The organism is Rhodoferax sp. LS1R11 (assembly GCF_056521395.1).
Genome location: NZ_JBWMAW010000023.1, coordinates 1 through 19510, shown reverse-complemented (window position 1 = coordinate 19510; position 19510 = coordinate 1). Strand labels below are relative to the sequence as shown.

Here is a 19510-nt window from a genome sequence, read left to right as displayed (position 1 = left end):
CGTGCCACTTTTCAAAACCCATAAATTGAGTTTCGAATGAAAAAACTTTACGACCCCATTCAAAACCATCTGCTTTGCGCACTACCGTCGCCAGATTTTGAATGCCTGGCGGATCATCTGGAACTGGTTCCGATGGCGCTTGGCAACATGCTGTATGAACCGGGTGAGCAACTGCGCCATGCCTATTTCCCGACCACCAGCATCGTGTCGTTGCACTACGTCACGGAATCAGGCGCGACGGCAGAAACAGCGGGTGTTGGCCACGAGGGTATGGTCGGCATCTCGCTCTTCATGGGCGGGAACACGACGCCCAGTTCCGCCGTGGTACAGACGGGCGGATACGCCTATCGGCTGGAGCGCAGGATTTTGCAGCGGGAATTCAACCGGGCCGGTCCGCTACAGCGCTTGCTGCTGCGCTATACCCAGGCGCTGATGACCCAGATGGCCCAAACTGCCGCCTGCAATCGCCACCATTCGGTGGAACAACAGCTGTGTCGCTGGTTGTTGCTGACGCTGGACCGGCTACCCGCACAGGAGTTGGTCATGACCCAGGAGCTGGTCGCCAGCATGCTGGGGGTCCGGCGAGGCAGCGTGACCGAGGCGGCAGGAAATTTACAAGCCGCTGGCTACATCCGTTACCGCCGCGGTCATATCGGCATCATGGACCGCCGAGGACTGGAGTCACGGGTTTGTGAGTGTTACGCCGTGGTCAAGACTGAAATCAATCGCCTTTTGAGCGATGTGCGGCACCGCGAGGCGGTGGCCGCGTCGTAGTCCGGCTTCGTCACCCCCGAAACCGCTTGCGCGTGAGCGCCAGCGCCAACCAGAAACCCACCACGGCATACGCCACCAACACCCCCACGTGGCGCCAGGGGTTGGCTGGCCATTGGTCCATGAACAGGGGGCGCACCAGGTCCACCGCATTGGTGAGCGGTAACCATTGCGAGATCACACGCACCACCGGGGGCAGTTGGTCCAGCGGAAAAAAGATGCCGCTCAGGAACATCATGGGCGTGAGGAACAGCGTGAAGTAGTAGGTGAAAAAGTCGTAACCCTTGGCCAGCGCGTTGAAGACCAGCGCCAGGCAGCTGAAGGTAATGCCCACACCCAGCAACACCGGCCAGGCCACCAGCAGCTTGGGGCTGTAGCTGATGCCCAGGGCCAGCATCACGCCCAGAATGGCCGTCACCGTGAACAGCGCCTTGAACGCCGCCCACAACATTTCGGCCAGCACGATATCGTCCAGATTGACCGGCGCGTTCATGATGCCGTCCCAGGTCTTTTGCACCTGCATGCGTGAAAACGCCGAGTACAGCGCCTCGAACGACGCGGCCTGCATGGCGCTCATGCAAATCGAACCACTGGCCAGAAACAGGATGTAGGGCACGGGCGTGCCGTCCACCGTCACCTTGCCCACGAGCGCGCCCATGCCGTAGCCAAAGGCCACCAGCCACATCAGCGGCTCCGCAATGTTGCCCACCAGGCTGGGGATGGCCAGCTTGCGCCAGACCAGCAGGTTGCGCAAGAACACTGGCCAGAAGCGCATCGAAAGTTCGGGGGCGCGCCACACGCTTTGCGTTTTGGTGATGTGGGCTGGGGTAGCCATGTTATGCATCCTCCCGCATTTGCCGGCCGGTGAGCTTGAGGAACAAGTCCTCCAGATTGGCGGGCCGGTGCAGGGTGCGCAGGTGCGGATAAGGCTTCAAGGCCGCCAGCAACTGGTGCGCGTCCTGCGTGTAGAAAAAGACAGTTTCACCACTTACCTCAATGCGGGCTGCCAGCGTCTTGAGGGGCGCGTTGACCAGCTCTTGCGCGCCATTGCCATAGACCTCGACCACATCGGGCTCCAGGTACTGGGCAATCAGGTCACGCGGCGCACCTTCGGCAATCTTCTTGCCGTGGTCCAGCACCAGCAGGCGCGAGCACAGGCGTTCGGCCTCGTCCATGAAGTGGGTGGTGAGCAAGATGGACTTGCCCTCGGCCAGCAGCAGTTGCAGCCGCTCCCACATCAGGTGGCGGGCCTGCGGGTCCAGCCCGGTGGTGGGTTCGTCCAGCAGCAGGAGCCGGGGGTTGTTGACCAGCGCGCGGGCCAGGCTCAGGCGGCGCTTCATGCCGCCGGAGAGTTCACCCGGCTTGGCGTTGGCCTTGTGGGTCAGCGAGGCAAACTCCAGCAGGGCCGGGATGCGCTCGCGAATCTGCTGACTCTGCATGCCGAAATAACGGCCATAGACCAGCAGGTTTTCAGCGCAACTGAAGTCCGGGTCCAGCGTGTCCAACTGGGTTACCACACCGAGTTGCGCCTTGATGGCGAGCGCGTCATGCGGCATTTGCAAACCAAACGCGGTGATGCTGCCGCCATCCGGGTGGCTCAGGCCCAGGCACATGCGAATGGTGGTGGTTTTGCCTGCACCGTTGGGGCCGATGACGCCCAGGCACTCACCCGGGGCGATCGCAAACGACAGGTCATCCACCACCGTGGCACCGCCGTAAGACTTGCGCAAATTTTGCACAGATAAAATTGGTTTCTCCATGGTTTGATTGTGACCCAGGCCGCCCTCAGGCGCGGGTAGGTCGCTCTTTGACCTTCCCCTGTTCACCCCCTTCTCGGAGGCGCGCAAGCGCTATTGGCATGACCACACTCGGCACCCCCCTCTCCCCCCACGCCACCAAAGTCATGCTGCTGGGCTCCGGCGAACTGGGCAAGGAGGTGTTAATAGCATTGCAACGCCTGGGGGTGGAAACCATCGCCGTGGACCGCTACGACCACGCCCCCGGCCAGCAGGTGGCGCACCATGCCCGCACCATCACCATGAGCGACGCCGCGCAGCTCAAGGCCTTGATCGAGGCCGAGCGCCCGCACCTGGTGGTGCCGGAGATTGAGGCGATTGCCACGCCCATGCTGGAAGAACTGGAAGCCGCCGGTGTGGTGCGCGTCATTCCCACCGCGCGCGCTGCCCGTTTGACCATGGACCGCGAAGGCATCCGCCGCCTGGCCGCCGAGACCCTGGACCTGCCGACCAGCCCTTATGAATTTTGCGACTCGCTGGCCGAGCTGCAGGCGGCCATTGACGGCGTGGACGGCCCGGGCATCGGCTACCCCTGCGTTGTCAAGCCGGTGATGAGCAGCTCCGGCAAAGGCCAAAGCAAAATCGACGGTCCGGCCGATGTACAAAAAGCCTGGGACTACGCCATGGTGGGTGGCCGCGTGGGCGCGGGCCGCATCATTGTGGAAGGCTTCATCGACTTTGACTACGAGATCACCCAGCTCACCGTGCGCGCGCTTGGCGCCGATGGCCAAGTAGAAACGCATTTTTGCGAGCCGATTGGCCACATCCAGGTCAGCGGCGACTACGTGGAAAGCTGGCAGCCGCACCCGATGCCGCTCCCCGCACTGGCGCGCTCGCGCCAGATCGCCAAGGCCGTGACCGACAACCTCGGTGGTCAGGGTTTGTACGGCGTGGAACTGTTCGTCAAGGGCGATGAGGTGTGGTTCAGCGAAGTGTCACCCCGCCCGCACGACACCGGCCTGGTGACACTGACCACCCAGATCCAGAGCGAGTTTGAGCTGCATGCGCGCGCCATCCTCGGTCTGCCGGTCAACACCACCCTGCGCAGCCCCGGCGCCAGTGCCGTGATTTACGGTGGGGTGGAGGGGCAAGGCATTGTGTTTGACGGTGTGGACGACGCCCTGCGCGTGCCCAACGCCGACCTGCGCCTGTTCGGCAAGCCCGAGAGTTTTGTGAAACGCCGCATGGGGGTGGCGCTGGCGTTTGATGCGGATGTGGACGTAGCCCGCACGAACGCCAAGCTGGCGGCGTCCAGGGTCAAGCCACGGCTTGCATGACGGCTGTGTTTAACAAGGCATCGGTCCTGGTGCAAGGTCTGCTCGTTCGCCTGCGGCAGGTGCCGGGCGCCAGGGCTGCGGACGCATTGGCGCTGGCCGAGCGAACGCGTCAAGTGCGCGTGGCCACCGCCATAGGGAGCACGGTCGGGCTGCTGTTCTCGGTGTTCAATATGCTCACGCCGGGCATGTTGCCCTTGGGTTTGGTGGAGCTTGCTGCGGTCGTGTTTCTGGTCGTGCCCGCCATGGTGATCAACAAAGCGCCGGGCTGGGTGGGGTTTTCTGAAACCTTGCTGATGCTGGCGGCCATCGTCATCTTCGGGGCGCTGATTGTGTTTGGTGGGGTCGAGGCCACCGGCGTTTTCTGGGTTTACACGACGCCGTTTCTGGCCTTCTTTGTGAAGGGCCAGCGACGGGGCTGGCTGTACAGCCTGGGCTTCATGGCCCTGGCCACGGTCTACCTGCTGTGGGTGGCGCCCCTGCTGACGTTTTCCCAGCGCTATTCACCGGTTGTTGTCCTCCATTTTTTGCTCTCCCTGGGTTTTTACACCCTGCTGGCGGCCGCCTTTGACTACGTCAGAACCCGCCGTGACCATCAACTCCGACAAGCCAAAGAACAAGCGGAAAAGGCCAACCTGGAGCTGCGTCAAGCCCAGGAAAAAATGGCAACGGCCTATCTGGCCAAATCGCGCTTCCTGGCGGCAGCCAGCCATGACTTGCGCCAGCCAGCGCACGCCTTGGGCATGTTTGTATCGCGCTTGACCCAATTGCCCCATAGCCCGGCCACCACAGAAGTCGTTGCGGGGGTGGACGCCTCCGTGCGGGCATTGCAAGAGATGCTGGATGTTTTTTTCGACTATTCCCGGCTGGAAGCCCAGTCCACAGACGTCAGGCTGCGGCCGCTCGCCATGAACGGCGTCTTTGATCAATTGCGCATGTTTTTTGCCGGCGTCGCCGCCGAGAAAGGCTTGCGCCTGCGCATTCGCACCTCGCCTGCGTGGGTACACAGTGACCCCATTCTGTTGCAACGGATTTTGCTCAACCTCGTCAGCAATGCCTTGCAGTACACCCGTCAAGGCAGTATTTTCGTGACCTGTCGTCCTGCGCGCGGGCTCACGCATGCCCGCATTGAGGTGTGGGACAGTGGCATTGGGATCGCCACCCAGCACCACGAGAAAATTTTTGAAGAATTTTTCCAGGTTGAAAATCAGGAGCGTGATCGCAACAAGGGCCTGGGCCTGGGTTTGAGCATGGTGGAGCGCTCATGCCGGTTGTTGAATCACCCGTTGGTACTGCGCTCCAGCCTGGGTTGCGGCTCACGCTTTTCGCTGCTGGTGCCGCTGGCGCAAAGGCAGACACAGGCGGCACCCCTGACATGGGCCGACCTGCCGACACGGGGCGAGCTGGAGAGGCTGTACATCCTGCTGATCGAAGACGACCCCCTGGGCAATATGGCCTTGAAGGGCTTGCTGGAGTCCTGGGGGTGCCGGGTAACCGTGGCGGGCGATGCACAAATAGCTTTGGAACAGGTGAAGCACGGGCCGCCCCCGGACTACATCGTGAGCGACTATCGATTACGCGGGGCCCACAACGGCATTGACGCCATACGCTTGTTGCGCCAGTTGTCAGGGCAAGGCATCGCGGCTTGCCTGATCAGCGGAGACACTGAAATGGACTTGCGGCAAAAAGCGCTGGCGGCCGGACTTGTGCTCCTGCAAAAGCCGGTGCAACCCGCCAAGCTACGCAGCATTTTGCGGCGATCTGTTCGAGCCCATGAGGCAACAACAGAGACGTCAGAAACGTCAGAAGCGGCCTGACTCGCCACGCATGGCGGTTGACTGATACGGTTTACTGAAACGCCACTTCCGCAAAGCTGCGCAGCTTGCGGCTGTGCAACTGGTCCACTCCCTGGGCCCGCAGCAGCTCCACCGCGCGGATGCCGATGCGTAAGTGCTGGTCGACACGCTCGCGGTAGAAATGGTTGGCCATGCCAGGCAGCTTGATCTCGCCGTGCAGCGGTTTGTCGCTCACGCACAAAAGCGTGCCGTAGGGCACCCGAAAACGAAAACCGTTGGCGGCGATGGTGGCGCTTTCCATGTCCAGCGCCACGGCGCGGCTCTGGCTGAAGCGGCGCTGCGGACCGTTGTCAGGCAACAGTTCCCAGTTGCGGTTGTCGGTGCTGGCCACGGTGCCGGTGCGCATGATGCGCTTGAGCTCCGGCCCTTTGAGCTGCGTCACATCGGACACCGCAGCTTCCAGCGCGACCTGAATTTCGGCCAGCGCCGGTATCGGCACCCACAGGGGTAACTCTTCGTCCAGCACATGGTCTTCGCGCACATAACCGTGGGCCAGCACGTAGTCGCCCAGCTGCTGGGTGTTGCGCAAACCCGCGCAGTGGCCCAGCATGATCCAGGCATGCGGGCGCAGCACGGCGATGTGGTCGGTGATGGTTTTGGCATTGGCCGGGCCAACGCCGATGTTGACCATGGTGATGCCGCTGTTGTCAGCACGCACCAGGTGGTAAGCCGGCATTTGCGGCAGGCGGGGCGGCACTTTGCCCAACTCGTCACCGGCCATCACCGTCGTACCCACGCGGCGGGTGATGACGTTGCCGGGCTCCACAAACGCGACATATTCACTGTCAGGGTTGGCCATGGCCTCATGCCCCAGGCGCACAAACTCGTCAATGTAGAACTGGTAGTTGGTGAACAGCACAAAGTGCTGAAAATGTTCAGGCCCGGTGCCGGTGTAATGGCGCAGCCGGTGCAGTGAATAGTCCACCCGCGGTGCGGTGAACAAGGACAGCGGCAGCGGGTCGCCGGGGCGTGGCTGGTAGGTGCCGTTGGAAATGCCGTCGTCCATGGCGGCCAGGTCGGGCAGGTCAAACACGTCGCGCATCAACTGGCGGCGCTCCAGGCTCAGGCTACCCTCGATATGGTCGTGCTCGGCAAACGAAAAATGCACCGGGATGGGCTGCGTGCTGGTACCCACCTCCAGCTCCACCTGGTGGTTTTCCAGCAGCAGGGTGAACTGCTCCAGGTAGTACGAGGCGTACAAATCGGGGCGACTCAAGGTGGTCTCAAACCGGCCGGGCCCGGCGACAAACCCGTAGCTCAGACGCGCACTGTCCGACGAGTTCAGGCGCGCCACGGTGTCGGTCTGCACCCGCACAAAGGGGTAACAGGCGCGCACATGGCCTGGCAAATCGTCACCTGCCACAAAGCGCTGCATGGCTTCACGCAGGTGGGCAATGCTGGTGTCATAGATTTCACGGGCTTTGGCCAGTGCCGCGGCGGCGTCGGTGAAGCGGGAGGGGGCAATGAAGGGGGGCAGATAGGGCATAAGGCTATTGTGCATGGTCAGGGATTGCAGTTGGCAGACTTGTCACCCATTGAACAGCAAGCACAAGTGATGCCAGGTACCCGCCCGCCGGGCACCCCGACCGCCGGGCAGCGAACTTCAAAAACTGCCATACTGCCACCCGTTTTATAGAGGAAGCAAGAGTCCATGTTGAAGTTCACGTGCTGTGATGCCGTCCGCCAGTTCTCTACCAGCGGGCAGGCGCAAGTCTTGAAGGGCATTGCCCGCGGGTATGAGCGGGAATGCCTGCGTGTGGACGCAGCGGGCAAACTCGCCGCCACGCCCCACCCGGCCGCGCTGGGCTCCAAGCTGACGCACCCCTGGATGACGACGGACTACTCCGAGGCGCTGCTCGAATTCATCACCCCACCCTCGCAGGACCCGGCGTTTCCGCTGCACTTCCTGCGCGACATCCACCGCTTCAGTGCGCAGCACCTGCAGGGCGAGTACCTGTGGGCGGGCTCCATGCCCTGCAAGCTGGGGGAGGACAAGGACATCCCGATTGCCGACTACGGCAGCTCCAACACCGCCCGCTTCAAGACCGTGTACCGCGAGGGCCTGTCGCTGCGTTATGGGCGCACCATGCAAACCATTGCCGGGGCGCACTACAACTGGTCGCTGCCCGAGGCCTTCTGGCTGACGCTCAAAGACTGCTGCGCCGCCACCGGCCCGACCGAAGACTTTGTGAGTGCGCGCTACTTTGGCCTGATCCGCAACTTTCTGCGTTTTGGCTGGCTCATTCCCTACCTGTTCGGGGCCTCACCGGCCATCTGCGAGTCGTTTCTGCAGGGGCGCAAGTCAGACTTACTGGAACTGGCGCCCGGCACGCTCTATGGGCCTTACGCCACCAGCCTGCGCATGAGCGATCTGGGTTACCAGAACCGGGCCCAGGCCCAATTGCACGTGAGTTTCAATTCGCTGACCGAGTACACCCAGGCGCTGGAAGCGGCCATTCGCACCCCCGATCCGTTTTACGAGCAGGTGGGCGTGCGCGACGGCGACCACTGGAAACAACTCAATGCCAACCTGCTGCAGATCGAAAACGAGTTTTATGCCGGCATTCGCCCCAAGCGCATCGGCAAACAGGGCGAGCGCCCGGCCAAGGCCTTGCAGAAATACGGCGTCGAATACGTCGAGGTGCGCCTGTTTGACCTGAACCCGTTCATCGACATCGGCATTGCGCCCGAGCAAAGCACCTTTGCCGACGTGCTGCTGCTGATGTGCCTGTTTCGTGACAGCCCGCCCATCAGCACCCGCGAGCAAAGCGAAAACGACGAGAACAAAAACCGCGTGGTCAACCGCGGACGCCAGCCCGACCTGCACTTGCTGGCGCACAACCGCGAGCAGCCGTTTCGGCCCCTGGCGCATGAACTGTTTGACGACATGCAGCCCTTTGCCGAGATGCTGGACGCCGCCTATGGCGGTGACCGCTACAGCACGACGATGCAGCGGCTGCGCACCCGCATCGACCACCCCGACACCACGCCGTCGGCGCAGGTGCTGGCGGGCATCAAGGAACAGGGCGGCTATTTCAGGCACGCCATGCACCTGGCGCAGCAACACACGCACAGCCTGCAGGCGCAGCCCCTGAGCGCCGCCGAGACGGCCCGGTTCACCGCCAGCGTGGAAGCGTCGGTGTGCCAGCAGCGTGACCTCGAAGCCGCCGACCAGGGCAGCTTTGAGGACTTCGTGGCACGGTATTACGCTTGATCCACCTGAAATTTATGGATTTTAGGCCTCTAGCCCAGGCAGGACGTGAGGTAGTAGCTATAAATTTAATAGCGACTATAACCTGAACCATCAGGCAAAAGTCAGCGCAATTGGTCCACCACCGCCAGAATGGGCAGCAAAACGCTGGCGCCCAGGTGGCTTGAGCGTGCACCGTTCCAGCCCACCAGGGGATCGGGCAGGTTCGCGTTGTCCTTGAAAGGCATCTCGATGGTGAAGGCCAGGCAATCAAAGTGCTGGCCAATCCAGTTGGTGGCCAGCGTCAGGTTGGCCGCCCCCGGGCTGACCCAGCCGTAACCCTGCGTGGTTTGAAAGTCGGGGCACGTCGCCACCCACGCGGCTTTGAACGCATTTTCCAGCGCCTCCAGGCGCGGCGTGTAACCGGGGTTGCCCTCGGTGCCGACACAAAAGTTGTAGGGCAAGGCCTCGTCGCCGTGGGCGTCGAGGCTGAGGTCAACCCCCAGCTCCATCATCTTCTCGCGCACCAGAAAGACCTCGGGCGAGGTTTCCATGCTGGGGCTTTGCCACTCGCGGTTCAGGTTGGCGCCGGCGGCATTGGTGCGCAGGTTGCCGCGCACTGCGCCATCGGGGTTCATGTTGGGTACCACGTAAAACACGCACCGGTCCAGCAACACCCGGCTGACCGAGTCGTCACCGTCCAGCAGGCGCTCCAGAAAGCCTTCCACAAACCATTCGGCCATGGTTTCGCCGGGGTGCTGGCGGGCAATCAGCCAGACCTTCTTTTTCTGCTCAAACGGCGTGGCGCCGTGAGCGTCGGTGGCGCGCAGCAAGGTCATGTCCCGCCCATCCAGCGTTTGGCCCAGATGCTGGATGTCCACCTTGTCTGACCCGGTGGCCGAACCCAGCAGGTCCAAATGCCGCTCGTAGGAATAGGGCTCGAAGTAGGCCAGGTAAATGGTCTGCGCCTCGGGCGTCATGCGGGCCGATAGCACCTGCCCATCAAAACGGGTGTCGATGCGAAACCAGTTTTGCCGGTCCACACTGGCCACCACGCGGTAGTCGACCCAGCCCTTGGGGTAGGCGCATTGCCCGGCGTTGAGAAAATTCAGTGTGACGGCCAGCCCCGCCGCGCCTTGTAGCGAAAAATGGAACCACTGCGCAAACTCACTGGCGTTGTCCCGGCGGATGTTGAGCTGGATGTTGCCGGGGTCGGCCAGGCTCACCACCTCAATGGCCCCGGAGTCAAATTGGGTGGAGATGTGGAGTGAGTTCATGCGTCAGGCTCGGCTAAAACCGTATTAGACTCGGAAAAACTCCACCACCAGGCCCGTCCATGCCCTTGCAGACGCCACCCACCGCTGTTGTTTTAACGGCTCCCCGCGGACCGCGCCTATGACCTCGTGGTTTCATCGCCAGTCCATACGGGCACAGATCCTGTTGCTGGCGGTGGTCATCACGCTGCCAGTCACGGCCATGCTGGCGTGGTTTCTCTCCACCCATTTGCAGCATGCGCGCCAGGATGCCCACGGGAGGGTCAGGTTTATCGCCCGCAACACGGCGCTCACCGTGGAGCGCTACCTGCACCAGAACGACGATATCCTGAGGCGCCTGGCGACCCGACCGCTGGTCAGGGCACTCAACCCGAACGCCTGCGACCCGCTGCTGGCCGAGTATGTCCGCCTGCACCCTGAGTTCATCACGCTGGGGCTGCGTGACCGGCAAGCGCGGGTGATCTGTTCGTTCCTGCCCAACCCACCAGCGGCGACCCAGATTGTTCAGTCACCCTGGTTCGCGGAGGGCTTGCACAGCGACAAGTTCACGGCGGGGAACGCCACCATCGGTCCGGCCACCGGGCGCTGGGTCTCGATCCAGACACAGCCTGTGCGTGACGACAAAGGCGAAGTGGTCGGTCTGTTTGCCATGCCGGTGGATTTGTTGACACTGGGGGAAGACTTGCTGGGGGGCGTTCCAAAGAACGCTGTGGTCAGGGTGGTTGACCGCAACTTCAACGTGTTGCTGCACTCGGCCGATGCCAGGTCGGCACTGGGCAAGCCGGTACCCGCAGCCGCCCGGCAAAGTATGCAAGGGCACACAAGTGGGCTTTTTACGGCCAGTGGTCTGGACGGAGTAGTCCGCCTCAACGCCTTTGTCAGTCTTGCGGGGACCGATTGGCGGGTGATCGCCGGCATGCCTGAGCAAGACGTTTTTGCAGACTACAACGCGTTGTTGCGGCGCAGCCTGGGCCTGGGTACGATAGTGTTGCTTCTGGCGTTGGCATTGGCCTGGCGCATCGCCGCAGCCATTGTCCAGCCGATGGCACATCTTGCAGCGACGACGGTGCGCATCGCTGCGGGCGACCGCACGGCCCGCGTACAGTTGACCGGATCGTCCGAGATGGCGGCAGTCGGTCAGCAGTTCAATCTCATGCTCGACAAACGCGATCGCCATGAAGCCGCCTTGCGGCTCAGCGAGGCCAACCTGGCCACCGCCCAGGCGATGGCCCATTTTGGGAGCTGGGAGTTGGGCCTGCACACGCTGACGGGAACCTGGTCGGCCGAAAACTACCGCCTGCATGACCGGGACCCCGCGCTGGGTCCGCCCACCTACCTTGAGTTTCTCGACCTGGTTCACCCGGATGACCGCGAGGCCACGGCCCTCATCCAGACCCGCGCAGCGACAGAAACGGGGTTGATCACGCACCAATACCGCACCAACCCGCAGCGGGGTGCCATGCGCATTTTGAGCGTGTCCATTCAGGCATTTCGTGACGCCACCGGACAGCCGGTGCGCATGGCGGGCACCTCGCTTGATATCACCGCGCGTGAACTCGCTGAAGAACAACTGCGCCAGAGCGAAGAAAGCCTCTCCATCACGCTGCAGTCGATTGGCGATGCCGTGATGGCGACCGACACGCAGGGCCGCGTCACCCGCATGAACCCCAGCGCCGAGCGCCTGACCGGCTGGACCTTGCCAGAGGCGCGGGGACGCTTGCTAACCGATGTGTTTCACATCATCAATGCGCACACCCGTGTGCGTTCGGTCAACCCGGTACAGCTTGTCATGCAGCACGGCCAGGTGGTGGGCCTGGCCAACCACACCGCCCTGCTCGCACGGGATGGGCAGGAGTACCAGATATCGGACAGCGCCGCCCCCATCCGCAATGCGGCGGGACACATTGTGGGCGTGGTGCTGGTGTTCAGCGATGTGACCGAGGCGTACCGGGTACGAGAAGCGCTGGACACGACCGCCGAACTACTGGAACGCACCGGCGAAGTGGCCAAAGTAGGCGGCTGGGAACTCAACCTGCGCACCATGCAACCTTTTTGGTCGCAAGAGACCTGCCGCATTCACGAGCTGGAGACGGGCATCACACCCACGCTGGACCAGGCGCTCAACTTTTATGCCCCCGAGGCCCGCCCGATCATCCAGGCCGCGGTGAAAGCCGCCCTGGAACACGGCGAGTCCTTCGACCTGGAATTGCCCATGATCACCGCCCGGGGCCGCCACATCTGGGTACGCACCCAAAGCTCAGCGGTGATGGAGGGCGGCGCCGTCGTGAAGCTGGTGGGGGCCCTTCATGACATCACCAATCGCAAGCAGACCGAACAATCACTGCAGCTCAGCGAGTTGCGCTACCGCCTTGCGGCCTCCAGTGGCCAGGTGTGGGAATGGGACATCACCCACAACCGGACCGATTTTCCGACAGAGTTCTGGAGGCATTTGGGCCTGGATACCCCCCCTTTGCCCGAGCATGTCACGCGTTTCGAACAATGTTTGCATCCCGAGGACTTGCCACGCTGGCAGCAGGCCATACGCGCTCACCTGCGGCACAAGATACCCTACGACATGGAATACCGCGCCCGCCACGCCAACGGGCATTGGCTCTGGTTTCATACCCAGGGGCAGGCCGTCTGGAACGAGGCCGGCAAAGCCACCTACATGGCGGGCACCACGTTTGACATCACCGCCCGCAAGCAAGCCGAAGAGGGCCTGCACATCGCTGCCACAGCCTTTGAGTCTCAACAGGGCATGTTCATCACCGATGCGGCCTGGACCATCCTGCAGGTCAATACCGCTTTCACAGAAATCACGGGCTACAGCAAGCAGGAGGCGCTGGGACAAACGCCTGCTTCATTGCTTCGATCCGGGCGTCACGACACCGCTTTTTTTGACACCATGAACGCCAGCCTGGAACAAACCGACACCTGGCAAGGTGAAGTCTGGGACCAGCGCAAGAACGGCGAGGTCTACCCGCAATGGCTGACCGTGACCGCGGTGAAAAACGATGCAGGCACCGTGACCCACTATGTCGACGCCTTCACCGACATCACGTCCCGCAAAGCCGCTGAAGACCAGATTCAGAAACTCGCCTTTTTTGATCCCCTCACCGGCCTCCCCAACCGCAGGCTGTTGCTGGAACGGTTGAAACAGGCCGTCGCGGCGGGCGCCCGCCGACAGAACAAGGGAGCCCTGCTGTTCGTGGACCTGGACAATTTCAAGACCCTCAATGACACGCTGGGCCACGACACCGGCGACATGCTGCTGCATCAAGTCGCGCAACGACTGGCCTCATGCATCCGCGAGGGCGACACGGTGGCCCGCCTGGGGGGCGATGAATTTGTGGTCATGCTCGAGGACCTGAGCGAGAACGAGATGGAAGCTACCGCACAGGCTGAGCATGTGGGGGAGAAGATCCGTACCACGTTGAACCAGATCTACCAACTGGGCAGCTACGCACATCACAGCACACCCAGCATCGGTGTGACCTTGTTTGGCGAGGACCAGGAGGGGGTCGAGGAGCCCTTGAAGCGGGCCGACCTGGCCATGTACCAGGCCAAGGCGGCCGGGCGCAACACCCTGCGCTTCTTTGACCCGCAGATGCAGGCGCTGGTGACGGCCCGCGCCGCACTCGAAGCTGGCTTGCGGGAAGGATTGGCCCGTGACGAGTTCGTGCTGTTCTACCAGGCCCAGGTCACGCGCCAGGCGCAAGACGCCAATGTCGTCAGCGGCGTGGAAGCCCTGGTGCGCTGGAAGCCCCCGCAAAGCGAACTGGTGTCGCCAGCCGAATTCATCCCCCTGTCAGAGGATACGGGGCTGATCTTGCTGCTGGGCGCCTGGGTACTGGAAGAGGCGTGCAACCAGCTTGCCAAGTGGGCCCATGCCCCGGCACTGGCCCACCTCACGATCGCAGTGAATGTGAGCCCCCACCAGTTTCACCAGCTGAATTTTGTTGAACAGGTACTGACCATTCTGGCACGTACCGGGGCCAATTCGCGCCAGCTCAAGCTCGAGTTGACTGAAGGGATGTTGGTGGCCAATGTGGAAGATGTCATTGCAAAAATGACGGCCTTGAAGGAACACGGCGTTGGTTTTTCACTCGACGACTTTGGCACCGGCTACTCGTCGCTCGCGCACCTGAAGCGGCTGCCGCTGGACCAACTCAAGATCGACCAGGGCTTTGTCAGGGACATCCTGACGGACCCCAATGACGCGGCCATCGCGCGCATGGTGATTGCGCTGGGCGACAGCATGGGGCTGGTGGTGATGGCAGAGGGCGTCGAGACCGAGGCACAACGTGAGTTTCTCGCCACCCAAGGCTGCCATGCCTACCAGGGCTACTTGTTCAGCCGACCGTTGCCCGCGATGGAATTCGAGGCCTTCATCACGCGCGGCTGATCACGCCACCGGCCTCACTCCACCACCTTCACCAGCTGCCCGGCCTTGGGCTCGCCACCACCGTAAAAACCATTGATCAGGCGCAACTGCTGTTCGGGGCTGGCCAGCGGAGAACTGCGTGCCATTTCGGGAAAACCGCCACGCGGATAAGGCACAGTCCGGATGTTCCAGGGCCGGGCGGCCGAGCGGTCCCCGGCGGTCATGGGGCGAAATGAGGCCTGTGCTTCCTGCAACCCACGGCGCGCACGCTGCAGCGCCAACGCATCCTTGCCGACGTAGGTCAGCAAATACAGGGTATTGGCCGGGCCACTCACCACGGTCGCTTCCATGGGCTGCGACTGCCCCTGCGCGTTGTTGCGAGCGCCCACAAAATGGGTGGCTTGCAGGCCATTGATAGTCAAGCGATCCGCCGTACCCTGAACCGGCTTGAGCAGGTTGCGAATGACTTCGTCATGGGTTTTGCCGGCCTGTGCGGGGACGGTTCGCATGACCAGCGCGGCATCACGTTCCGCATTGACCAGCGTGAGCTGCTCGGCCTCGTTTTGAATCTTCCAGCCTTGGGGCGCCGTGAGGGCAATGCCCAGTGCCGGGTGGTAAAAGTGGCGCCCCCGCGTCAGGCCCTGGTCCGCACTCTCGCCAAAAGCCAGGCCATGGATGGCCTGCAGGTAGCGGGTACGGCCTTCGTCGGTGTACTTGCCTTTGTACTGCGTTGCGAGCTGGCTGATCATCTGCAGCCGCTGGTCGTTGCTGGGGTGGGAAGACAGCCAGCTGCTTTGCGCCGGAGCAGAACGGCCTTCCATACGAGCCTGGTCGGCCGCAAAACGCTCTTGGTCCTTCAACACGGCAATGACATTGATCATGTTCCTGGGGTCGAAATTGCTGCGCGACAGGTACTCGGCACCCAGACCGTCGGCCTGCAACTCCTGGTCACGTCCGTAAGAGGCCACATAGCCGGAAGCAGCGGTTTGAGACACCTGGCTGGCCGCCTGCCCTGCGCCGGCCATGCCCTGGCTCTCCAGCACGGCCCCCAGAATGGACGCGGCGAGCACGCCCAAGCCCGCGTCCTGCGCACGCGTGGCGCGCTGGGCGCCATGGCGCGCCGTGACGTGACCGATCTCATGGCCCATGACGCCCGCCAGATCAGCCTCATCCTCCATGTAGGCCAGGATGCCACGCGTGACGTACACATAGCCACCGGGCAACGCAAAGGCGTTGATCTCAGGGCTGTCAAGCAATGTGAAGTGCCATTGCAGCTGACTGCGATGCGACTGCTTGGCCAGCCGCTGCCCCAGGTCATTCACATAGGCCTGAAGCCGGGCGTTTTTAACAACACCGTACTCTTGCAATACCTGCTGATGCGCCTTCTGGCCCTCGGCAATTTCGCTCTCTTCACTCATGACCGAGCGCTCGCTTTGGCCCGTCACCGGATTGATCACGGCACTGCCGCAGCCGGTCAACAAAACCGGGGCCAGAATCATCGAAAACAAGACGTGGCGCATAAGGTCTCCTTCAAGGCGCGGACCGTCCGCGCCAGCCCGCATTTTGCCCAAGAACGCCTCGCCCGCCCCCGAAGGAATGTGCGTTTGTGCCGGAAAAGGATAATCACCCCATGAGTACTATTGAAAACAAGACGGCCATGGCCGCCACCACATCTTCCGGCACCAGTTTTTCCAGCCTGCCGCTGAACCCCGCCACGCTGGAGAACTTGAACCAACTGGGCTACCTGGAGATGACCCCGATTCAGGCTGCGAGCCTGCCCATCGCCCTGTCCGGCAAAGATCTGATTGCACAGGCCAAGACCGGCAGCGGCAAAACCGCCGCTTTCGCGCTGGCCCTGCTGGACCGCCTGAACCCCCGCCGCTTCGCCGTGCAGGCGCTGGTGTTGTGCCCGACCCGTGAGCTGGCCGACCAGGTGACCATCGAGATTCGTCGTCTGGCCCGCGCCGAAGAAAACATCAAGGTTGTCACCCTGTGTGGTGGCGTGGCCTTGCGCGGCCAGCGCGCCTCGCTGGAACACGGCGCCCACATTGTGGTCGGCACCCCCGGGCGCGTGATGGACCACCTGGAACGGGAATACCTCAACCTGGAAGCCCTCAACACCCTGGTGCTGGACGAAGCCGACCGCATGCTCGACATGGGCTTCGTCGACGACATTACAACGGTCACCAAACAGTGCCCCAAAGAGCGCCAAACCCTGCTGTTTTCGGCGACCTACCCGGAAGGCATCGAGAAGCTGGCCAAACAATTCATGCGCGACCCGGTCCAGGTCAAGGTGGAATCACTGCATACCGAGAGTTTGATCGAGCAGCGTTTTTATGAGGTGACCCGCCACACCCGACTGGCCACCGTGGCACAACTGCTTAACCACTTCCGCCCAGTCAGCACGCTGGCGTTCTGCAACACCAAGCAGCAGTGCAAAGACCTGGTGACCTTTCTGCAGGAGCAGGGCTTCAGTGCCCTGGCGCTGTACGGCGAACTGGAGCAGCGCGAGCGCGACCAGGTGCTGGCGCAGTTTGCCAACCGCAGCTGTTCGGTGCTGGTGGCCACCGATGTGGCCTCGCGCGGCTTGGACATCACGCAGCTGGAGGCCGTGATCAATGTGGACATCACCCCCGACGCCGAGGTGCATGTGCACCGCATTGGCCGTACAGGCCGGGCCGGCGAGTCAGGCCTGGCGCTGAGCCTGGCCAGCATGAATGAGATGGGATTTGTGGGCAAGATCGAGCAATACCTGAAGCGTGAATCCGTCTGGCATAAGGTGGAGGAACTCATCCCCACCGGCAAGGGGCCCTTGCTGCCCCCGATGGTGACCCTGCAGATTCTGGGTGGCCGCAAGGAAAAGATTCGCCCTGGCGACGTGCTCGGTGCGCTGACGGCCGATGCGGGCTACACCCGCGAACAGATTGGCAAAATCAACGTGACCGAGTTCACGACCTTTGTGGCGGTGCAGCGTGATATTGCCCAGGAAGCCATGCAAAAACTCAACGCCGGCAAGGTCAAGGGCAAGAGCGTGCGCGTCCGGGTTTTGTAGCCTGTCAGGCTTGTAAGGTAAACCCTTACAGGCCGCGCATCCGTTTGCTGACTTCAGTTCATCGGGCTGGCAGATAAAGTTCCTCCAAGCGCCAAAGTATCCCCTTGGTGCTTTGAACCCACCGGAGAACCTTGATGACAACCACCGCCCTTGAACTCAATCCTTTCAGCCTGATGATGGAACCCGAGTTGGTGTTGCAAACCATGGAACGCTCGCAGCAACTGCGCGGCCTGCGCCGCCACAAACTGCGTCCGCTGGACAAGCCCCTGATTCCCTACACCCAGGAAGCCCTGGCCAGCCGCGCAGCCTTTGACGCCGCCATTGATGCGCAGGACCTCAAGGACCAGGCAGCAGCCTACTTGCTGAACTGAATCAGGCTGGATAATCCGGGCAGATGAAGTTTCTTCCCGGGATTTACTAAATGAGTTTTTGGCCCTCCAGCGGTTTTGACCAGCTGACACGCAATGCCCGTGGCTGGCTGGTGCCCACCGACGCGTACCTGCGGCTGTTTCTCGCACGCCCCGAGCTGGCCCTGGTACCGGAGTCTTGCGCCGCCGAGACCGCCTTGCACGCATCCCTGGCCGCATCGCCCGCACGTGCAGTCGCACCCGGCGAACTGGAGGCTGTTGAAGACCCGGATGCGCAAAGTAACTACCGCATGTTTCTGGGTTTTCGCGATGCCTTGCTGGCGGCGGGCACCCTGGAAGGCTATTACCTGCATTTGTTCCAGCGAGGGGGGATCGACATCCCGCCGCTGTTTGTCGACCTGATCGCGCAGGCGATCGTGCGCAACGTGCTGGACAAATCACAGGACGCTTTTGAGGTACGGGCGGCGGAAATGCTGTTTCGCCCCCAACGCATTTCCGTTCAAGAAGGGCAAATTCTCTCGGGCGACCGCGATGTGCTCGACCTGTACAACGAAACTGCCGGGCTGGGCGACCTGGGCCGCCTGCTCATGGAAGCCAAAGCGCCCCTGAGCACCGTGACACTGGAAGTGTTGCGCCCTGACAACGCCCCGCGCTACTGGCAACGCGATGAACGCCACACGTTCCTGCTGGATCTCACGCACGAGGTCACCAAAGACCTGAGCCACGGCCTGAGCTTCACCCTGACGCGCGCACGCTCGGGTTTGACCGCGCTGTCTCGGGTGCTGGAGAAATGGATCACCCATTTTTTGGGCGTGGTCGTCAGCATTCACCCTGAGCAAAAAATAAGCGACCAGGCTTGGCGGTGGCACGTCGGGCTGGACACGGAGTCCACAGCCCTGCTGAACGACCTGTACGAGGACCGGCCCGTGGAGCCTGAAAGCATGCAACGGTTGATCAGCCTTTTTCGCCTGGAATTTGCCAACCCGCTTGAAATGCGTGCCGATGTGGCGGGCAAACCCGTTTACCTCGGTCTGGCCATGAACAACGCCCGCCTGGTGCGGCTGAAACCCCAGAATTTGTTGCTCAATTTGCCACTTGCGGCCTTGATGTAGGACGCCTCAGGCCGCCCACGGCGGCGGCACAAGCCAAGTCCGGAGATAATCAGAGGTTTCTCAAATTAACTGGAGTTATTTCATGGCCAAGAACATTCGTACCGAAGCAGACCGTCTCGCAACCCCCCGCCCTGCGGCACCCAAGGGCGTGTGCTACACAGCCCCTCACGGTCAACTGCGCAGTCTGGAACGTGGCGCGTCCACCAATAACAAGAAAAACCCCGGCAAGCGTTGCAAAAAGGGCGGTTAATAAAAAAGGGCGGTATGACCGCCCTTTTGCATGGTGCGCCTGACAGGCGCATTTTTTTGCTATCCACTACATATTGCGCCGGTACTGCCCACCCACCTCAAACAAGGCATTGGTGATCTGGCCCAGCGAGCACACGCGCACAGCGGCCATCAGCACCTCAAACACATTCCCGTTCTCGATCAC

14 protein-coding genes are annotated in these 19510 nt (G+C 62.1%); 9 read left to right on the top strand and 5 right to left on the bottom strand.

The window, feature by feature from the left end; all coding sequences use genetic code 11:
* Nucleotides 1-36: 36 nt before the first annotated feature.
* The gene (locus AC097N_RS19605) at nt 37-774 is read left to right on the top strand and encodes a Crp/Fnr family transcriptional regulator (protein WP_479583754.1); all 738 of its coding nucleotides are present in this window, start codon (nt 37-39) and stop codon (nt 772-774) included.
* A 10-nt stretch (nt 775-784) separates the two neighbouring features.
* Here AC097N_RS19605 and AC097N_RS19600 read toward each other — a convergent pair whose 3' ends face one another.
* Nucleotides 785-1615, bottom strand: a complete 831-nt coding sequence (locus AC097N_RS19600; protein ID WP_479583753.1) for an ABC transporter permease — start codon at nt 1613-1615, stop codon at nt 785-787.
* Nucleotides 1608-2531: an ATP-binding cassette domain-containing protein gene (locus tag AC097N_RS19595; RefSeq protein WP_479583752.1), complete on the bottom strand. Its 924-nt coding sequence runs from the start codon at nt 2529-2531 to the stop codon at nt 1608-1610. The genes AC097N_RS19600 and AC097N_RS19595 overlap by 8 nt, the downstream gene beginning before the upstream one ends.
* A 98-nt stretch (nt 2532-2629) precedes the next feature.
* Here AC097N_RS19595 and purT point away from each other — a divergent pair, with 98 nt between their 5' ends.
* Together purT and AC097N_RS19585 are read left to right on the top strand one after the other, a co-directional pair.
* A complete protein-coding gene (gene purT, locus AC097N_RS19590; RefSeq protein ID WP_479583751.1) occupies nt 2630-3844 on the top strand; it encodes a formate-dependent phosphoribosylglycinamide formyltransferase in 1215 nt (404 codons plus the stop codon).
* A complete protein-coding gene (locus AC097N_RS19585; protein WP_479583750.1) occupies nt 3841-5658 on the top strand; it encodes an ATP-binding response regulator in 1818 nt (605 codons plus the stop codon). The genes purT and AC097N_RS19585 overlap by 4 nt, the downstream gene beginning before the upstream one ends.
* A 31-nt stretch (nt 5659-5689) precedes the next feature.
* Here AC097N_RS19585 and AC097N_RS19580 read toward each other — a convergent pair whose 3' ends face one another.
* Nucleotides 5690-7183: an AMP nucleosidase gene (locus AC097N_RS19580; protein ID WP_479583782.1), complete on the bottom strand. Its 1494-nt coding sequence runs from the start codon at nt 7181-7183 to the stop codon at nt 5690-5692.
* A gap of 165 nt (nt 7184-7348) precedes the next feature.
* Between AC097N_RS19580 and gshA the strand changes: the two genes are divergently transcribed.
* The gene (gene gshA, locus AC097N_RS19575) at nt 7349-8911 is read left to right on the top strand and encodes a glutamate--cysteine ligase (RefSeq protein WP_479583749.1); all 1563 of its coding nucleotides are present in this window, start codon (nt 7349-7351) and stop codon (nt 8909-8911) included.
* A 101-nt stretch (nt 8912-9012) separates the two neighbouring features.
* Here the strand turns inward: gshA and AC097N_RS19570 are convergent, their stop codons facing one another.
* Nucleotides 9013-10164 (bottom strand): M14 family metallopeptidase, encoded by a 1152-nt coding sequence (locus tag AC097N_RS19570; protein WP_479583748.1) that lies wholly within the window; start codon nt 10162-10164, stop codon nt 9013-9015.
* Nucleotides 10165-10282: 118 nt separating this feature from the next.
* Between AC097N_RS19570 and AC097N_RS19565 the strand changes: the two genes are divergently transcribed.
* Nucleotides 10283-14566, top strand: a complete 4284-nt coding sequence (locus AC097N_RS19565) for an EAL domain-containing protein (RefSeq protein ID WP_479583747.1) — start codon at nt 10283-10285, stop codon at nt 14564-14566.
* Nucleotides 14567-14580: 14 nt separating this feature from the next.
* On the opposite strand, the gene AC097N_RS19560 is transcribed toward AC097N_RS19565, so the two are convergent.
* On the bottom strand, nt 14581-16065 hold the full coding sequence (locus AC097N_RS19560) for a M48 family metalloprotease (RefSeq protein WP_479583746.1): 1485 nt from the start codon (nt 16063-16065) through the stop codon (nt 14581-14583).
* Nucleotides 16066-16202: 137 nt separating this feature from the next.
* Between AC097N_RS19560 and dbpA the strand changes: the two genes are divergently transcribed.
* The 4 genes from dbpA to AC097N_RS19540 all read left to right on the top strand — a co-directional run bounded on the left by dbpA (nt 16203) and on the right by AC097N_RS19540 (nt 19327).
* Entirely contained in the window at nt 16203-17597 is a 1395-nt protein-coding gene (gene dbpA / locus AC097N_RS19555; RefSeq protein ID WP_479583781.1) for an ATP-dependent RNA helicase DbpA, read from the top strand.
* Nucleotides 17598-17731: 134 nt separating this feature from the next.
* Complete coding sequence (locus AC097N_RS19550; RefSeq protein ID WP_479583745.1) at nt 17732-17968, top strand: hypothetical protein; 237 nt, start codon at nt 17732-17734, stop codon at nt 17966-17968.
* Nucleotides 17969-18018: 50 nt separating this feature from the next.
* Nucleotides 18019-19077: a DUF6352 family protein gene (locus tag AC097N_RS19545; RefSeq protein WP_479583744.1), complete on the top strand. Its 1059-nt coding sequence runs from the start codon at nt 18019-18021 to the stop codon at nt 19075-19077.
* An 82-nt stretch (nt 19078-19159) separates the two neighbouring features.
* A complete protein-coding gene (locus AC097N_RS19540; protein ID WP_479583743.1) occupies nt 19160-19327 on the top strand; it encodes a hypothetical protein in 168 nt (55 codons plus the stop codon).
* Nucleotides 19328-19510: the final 183 nt, after the last annotated feature.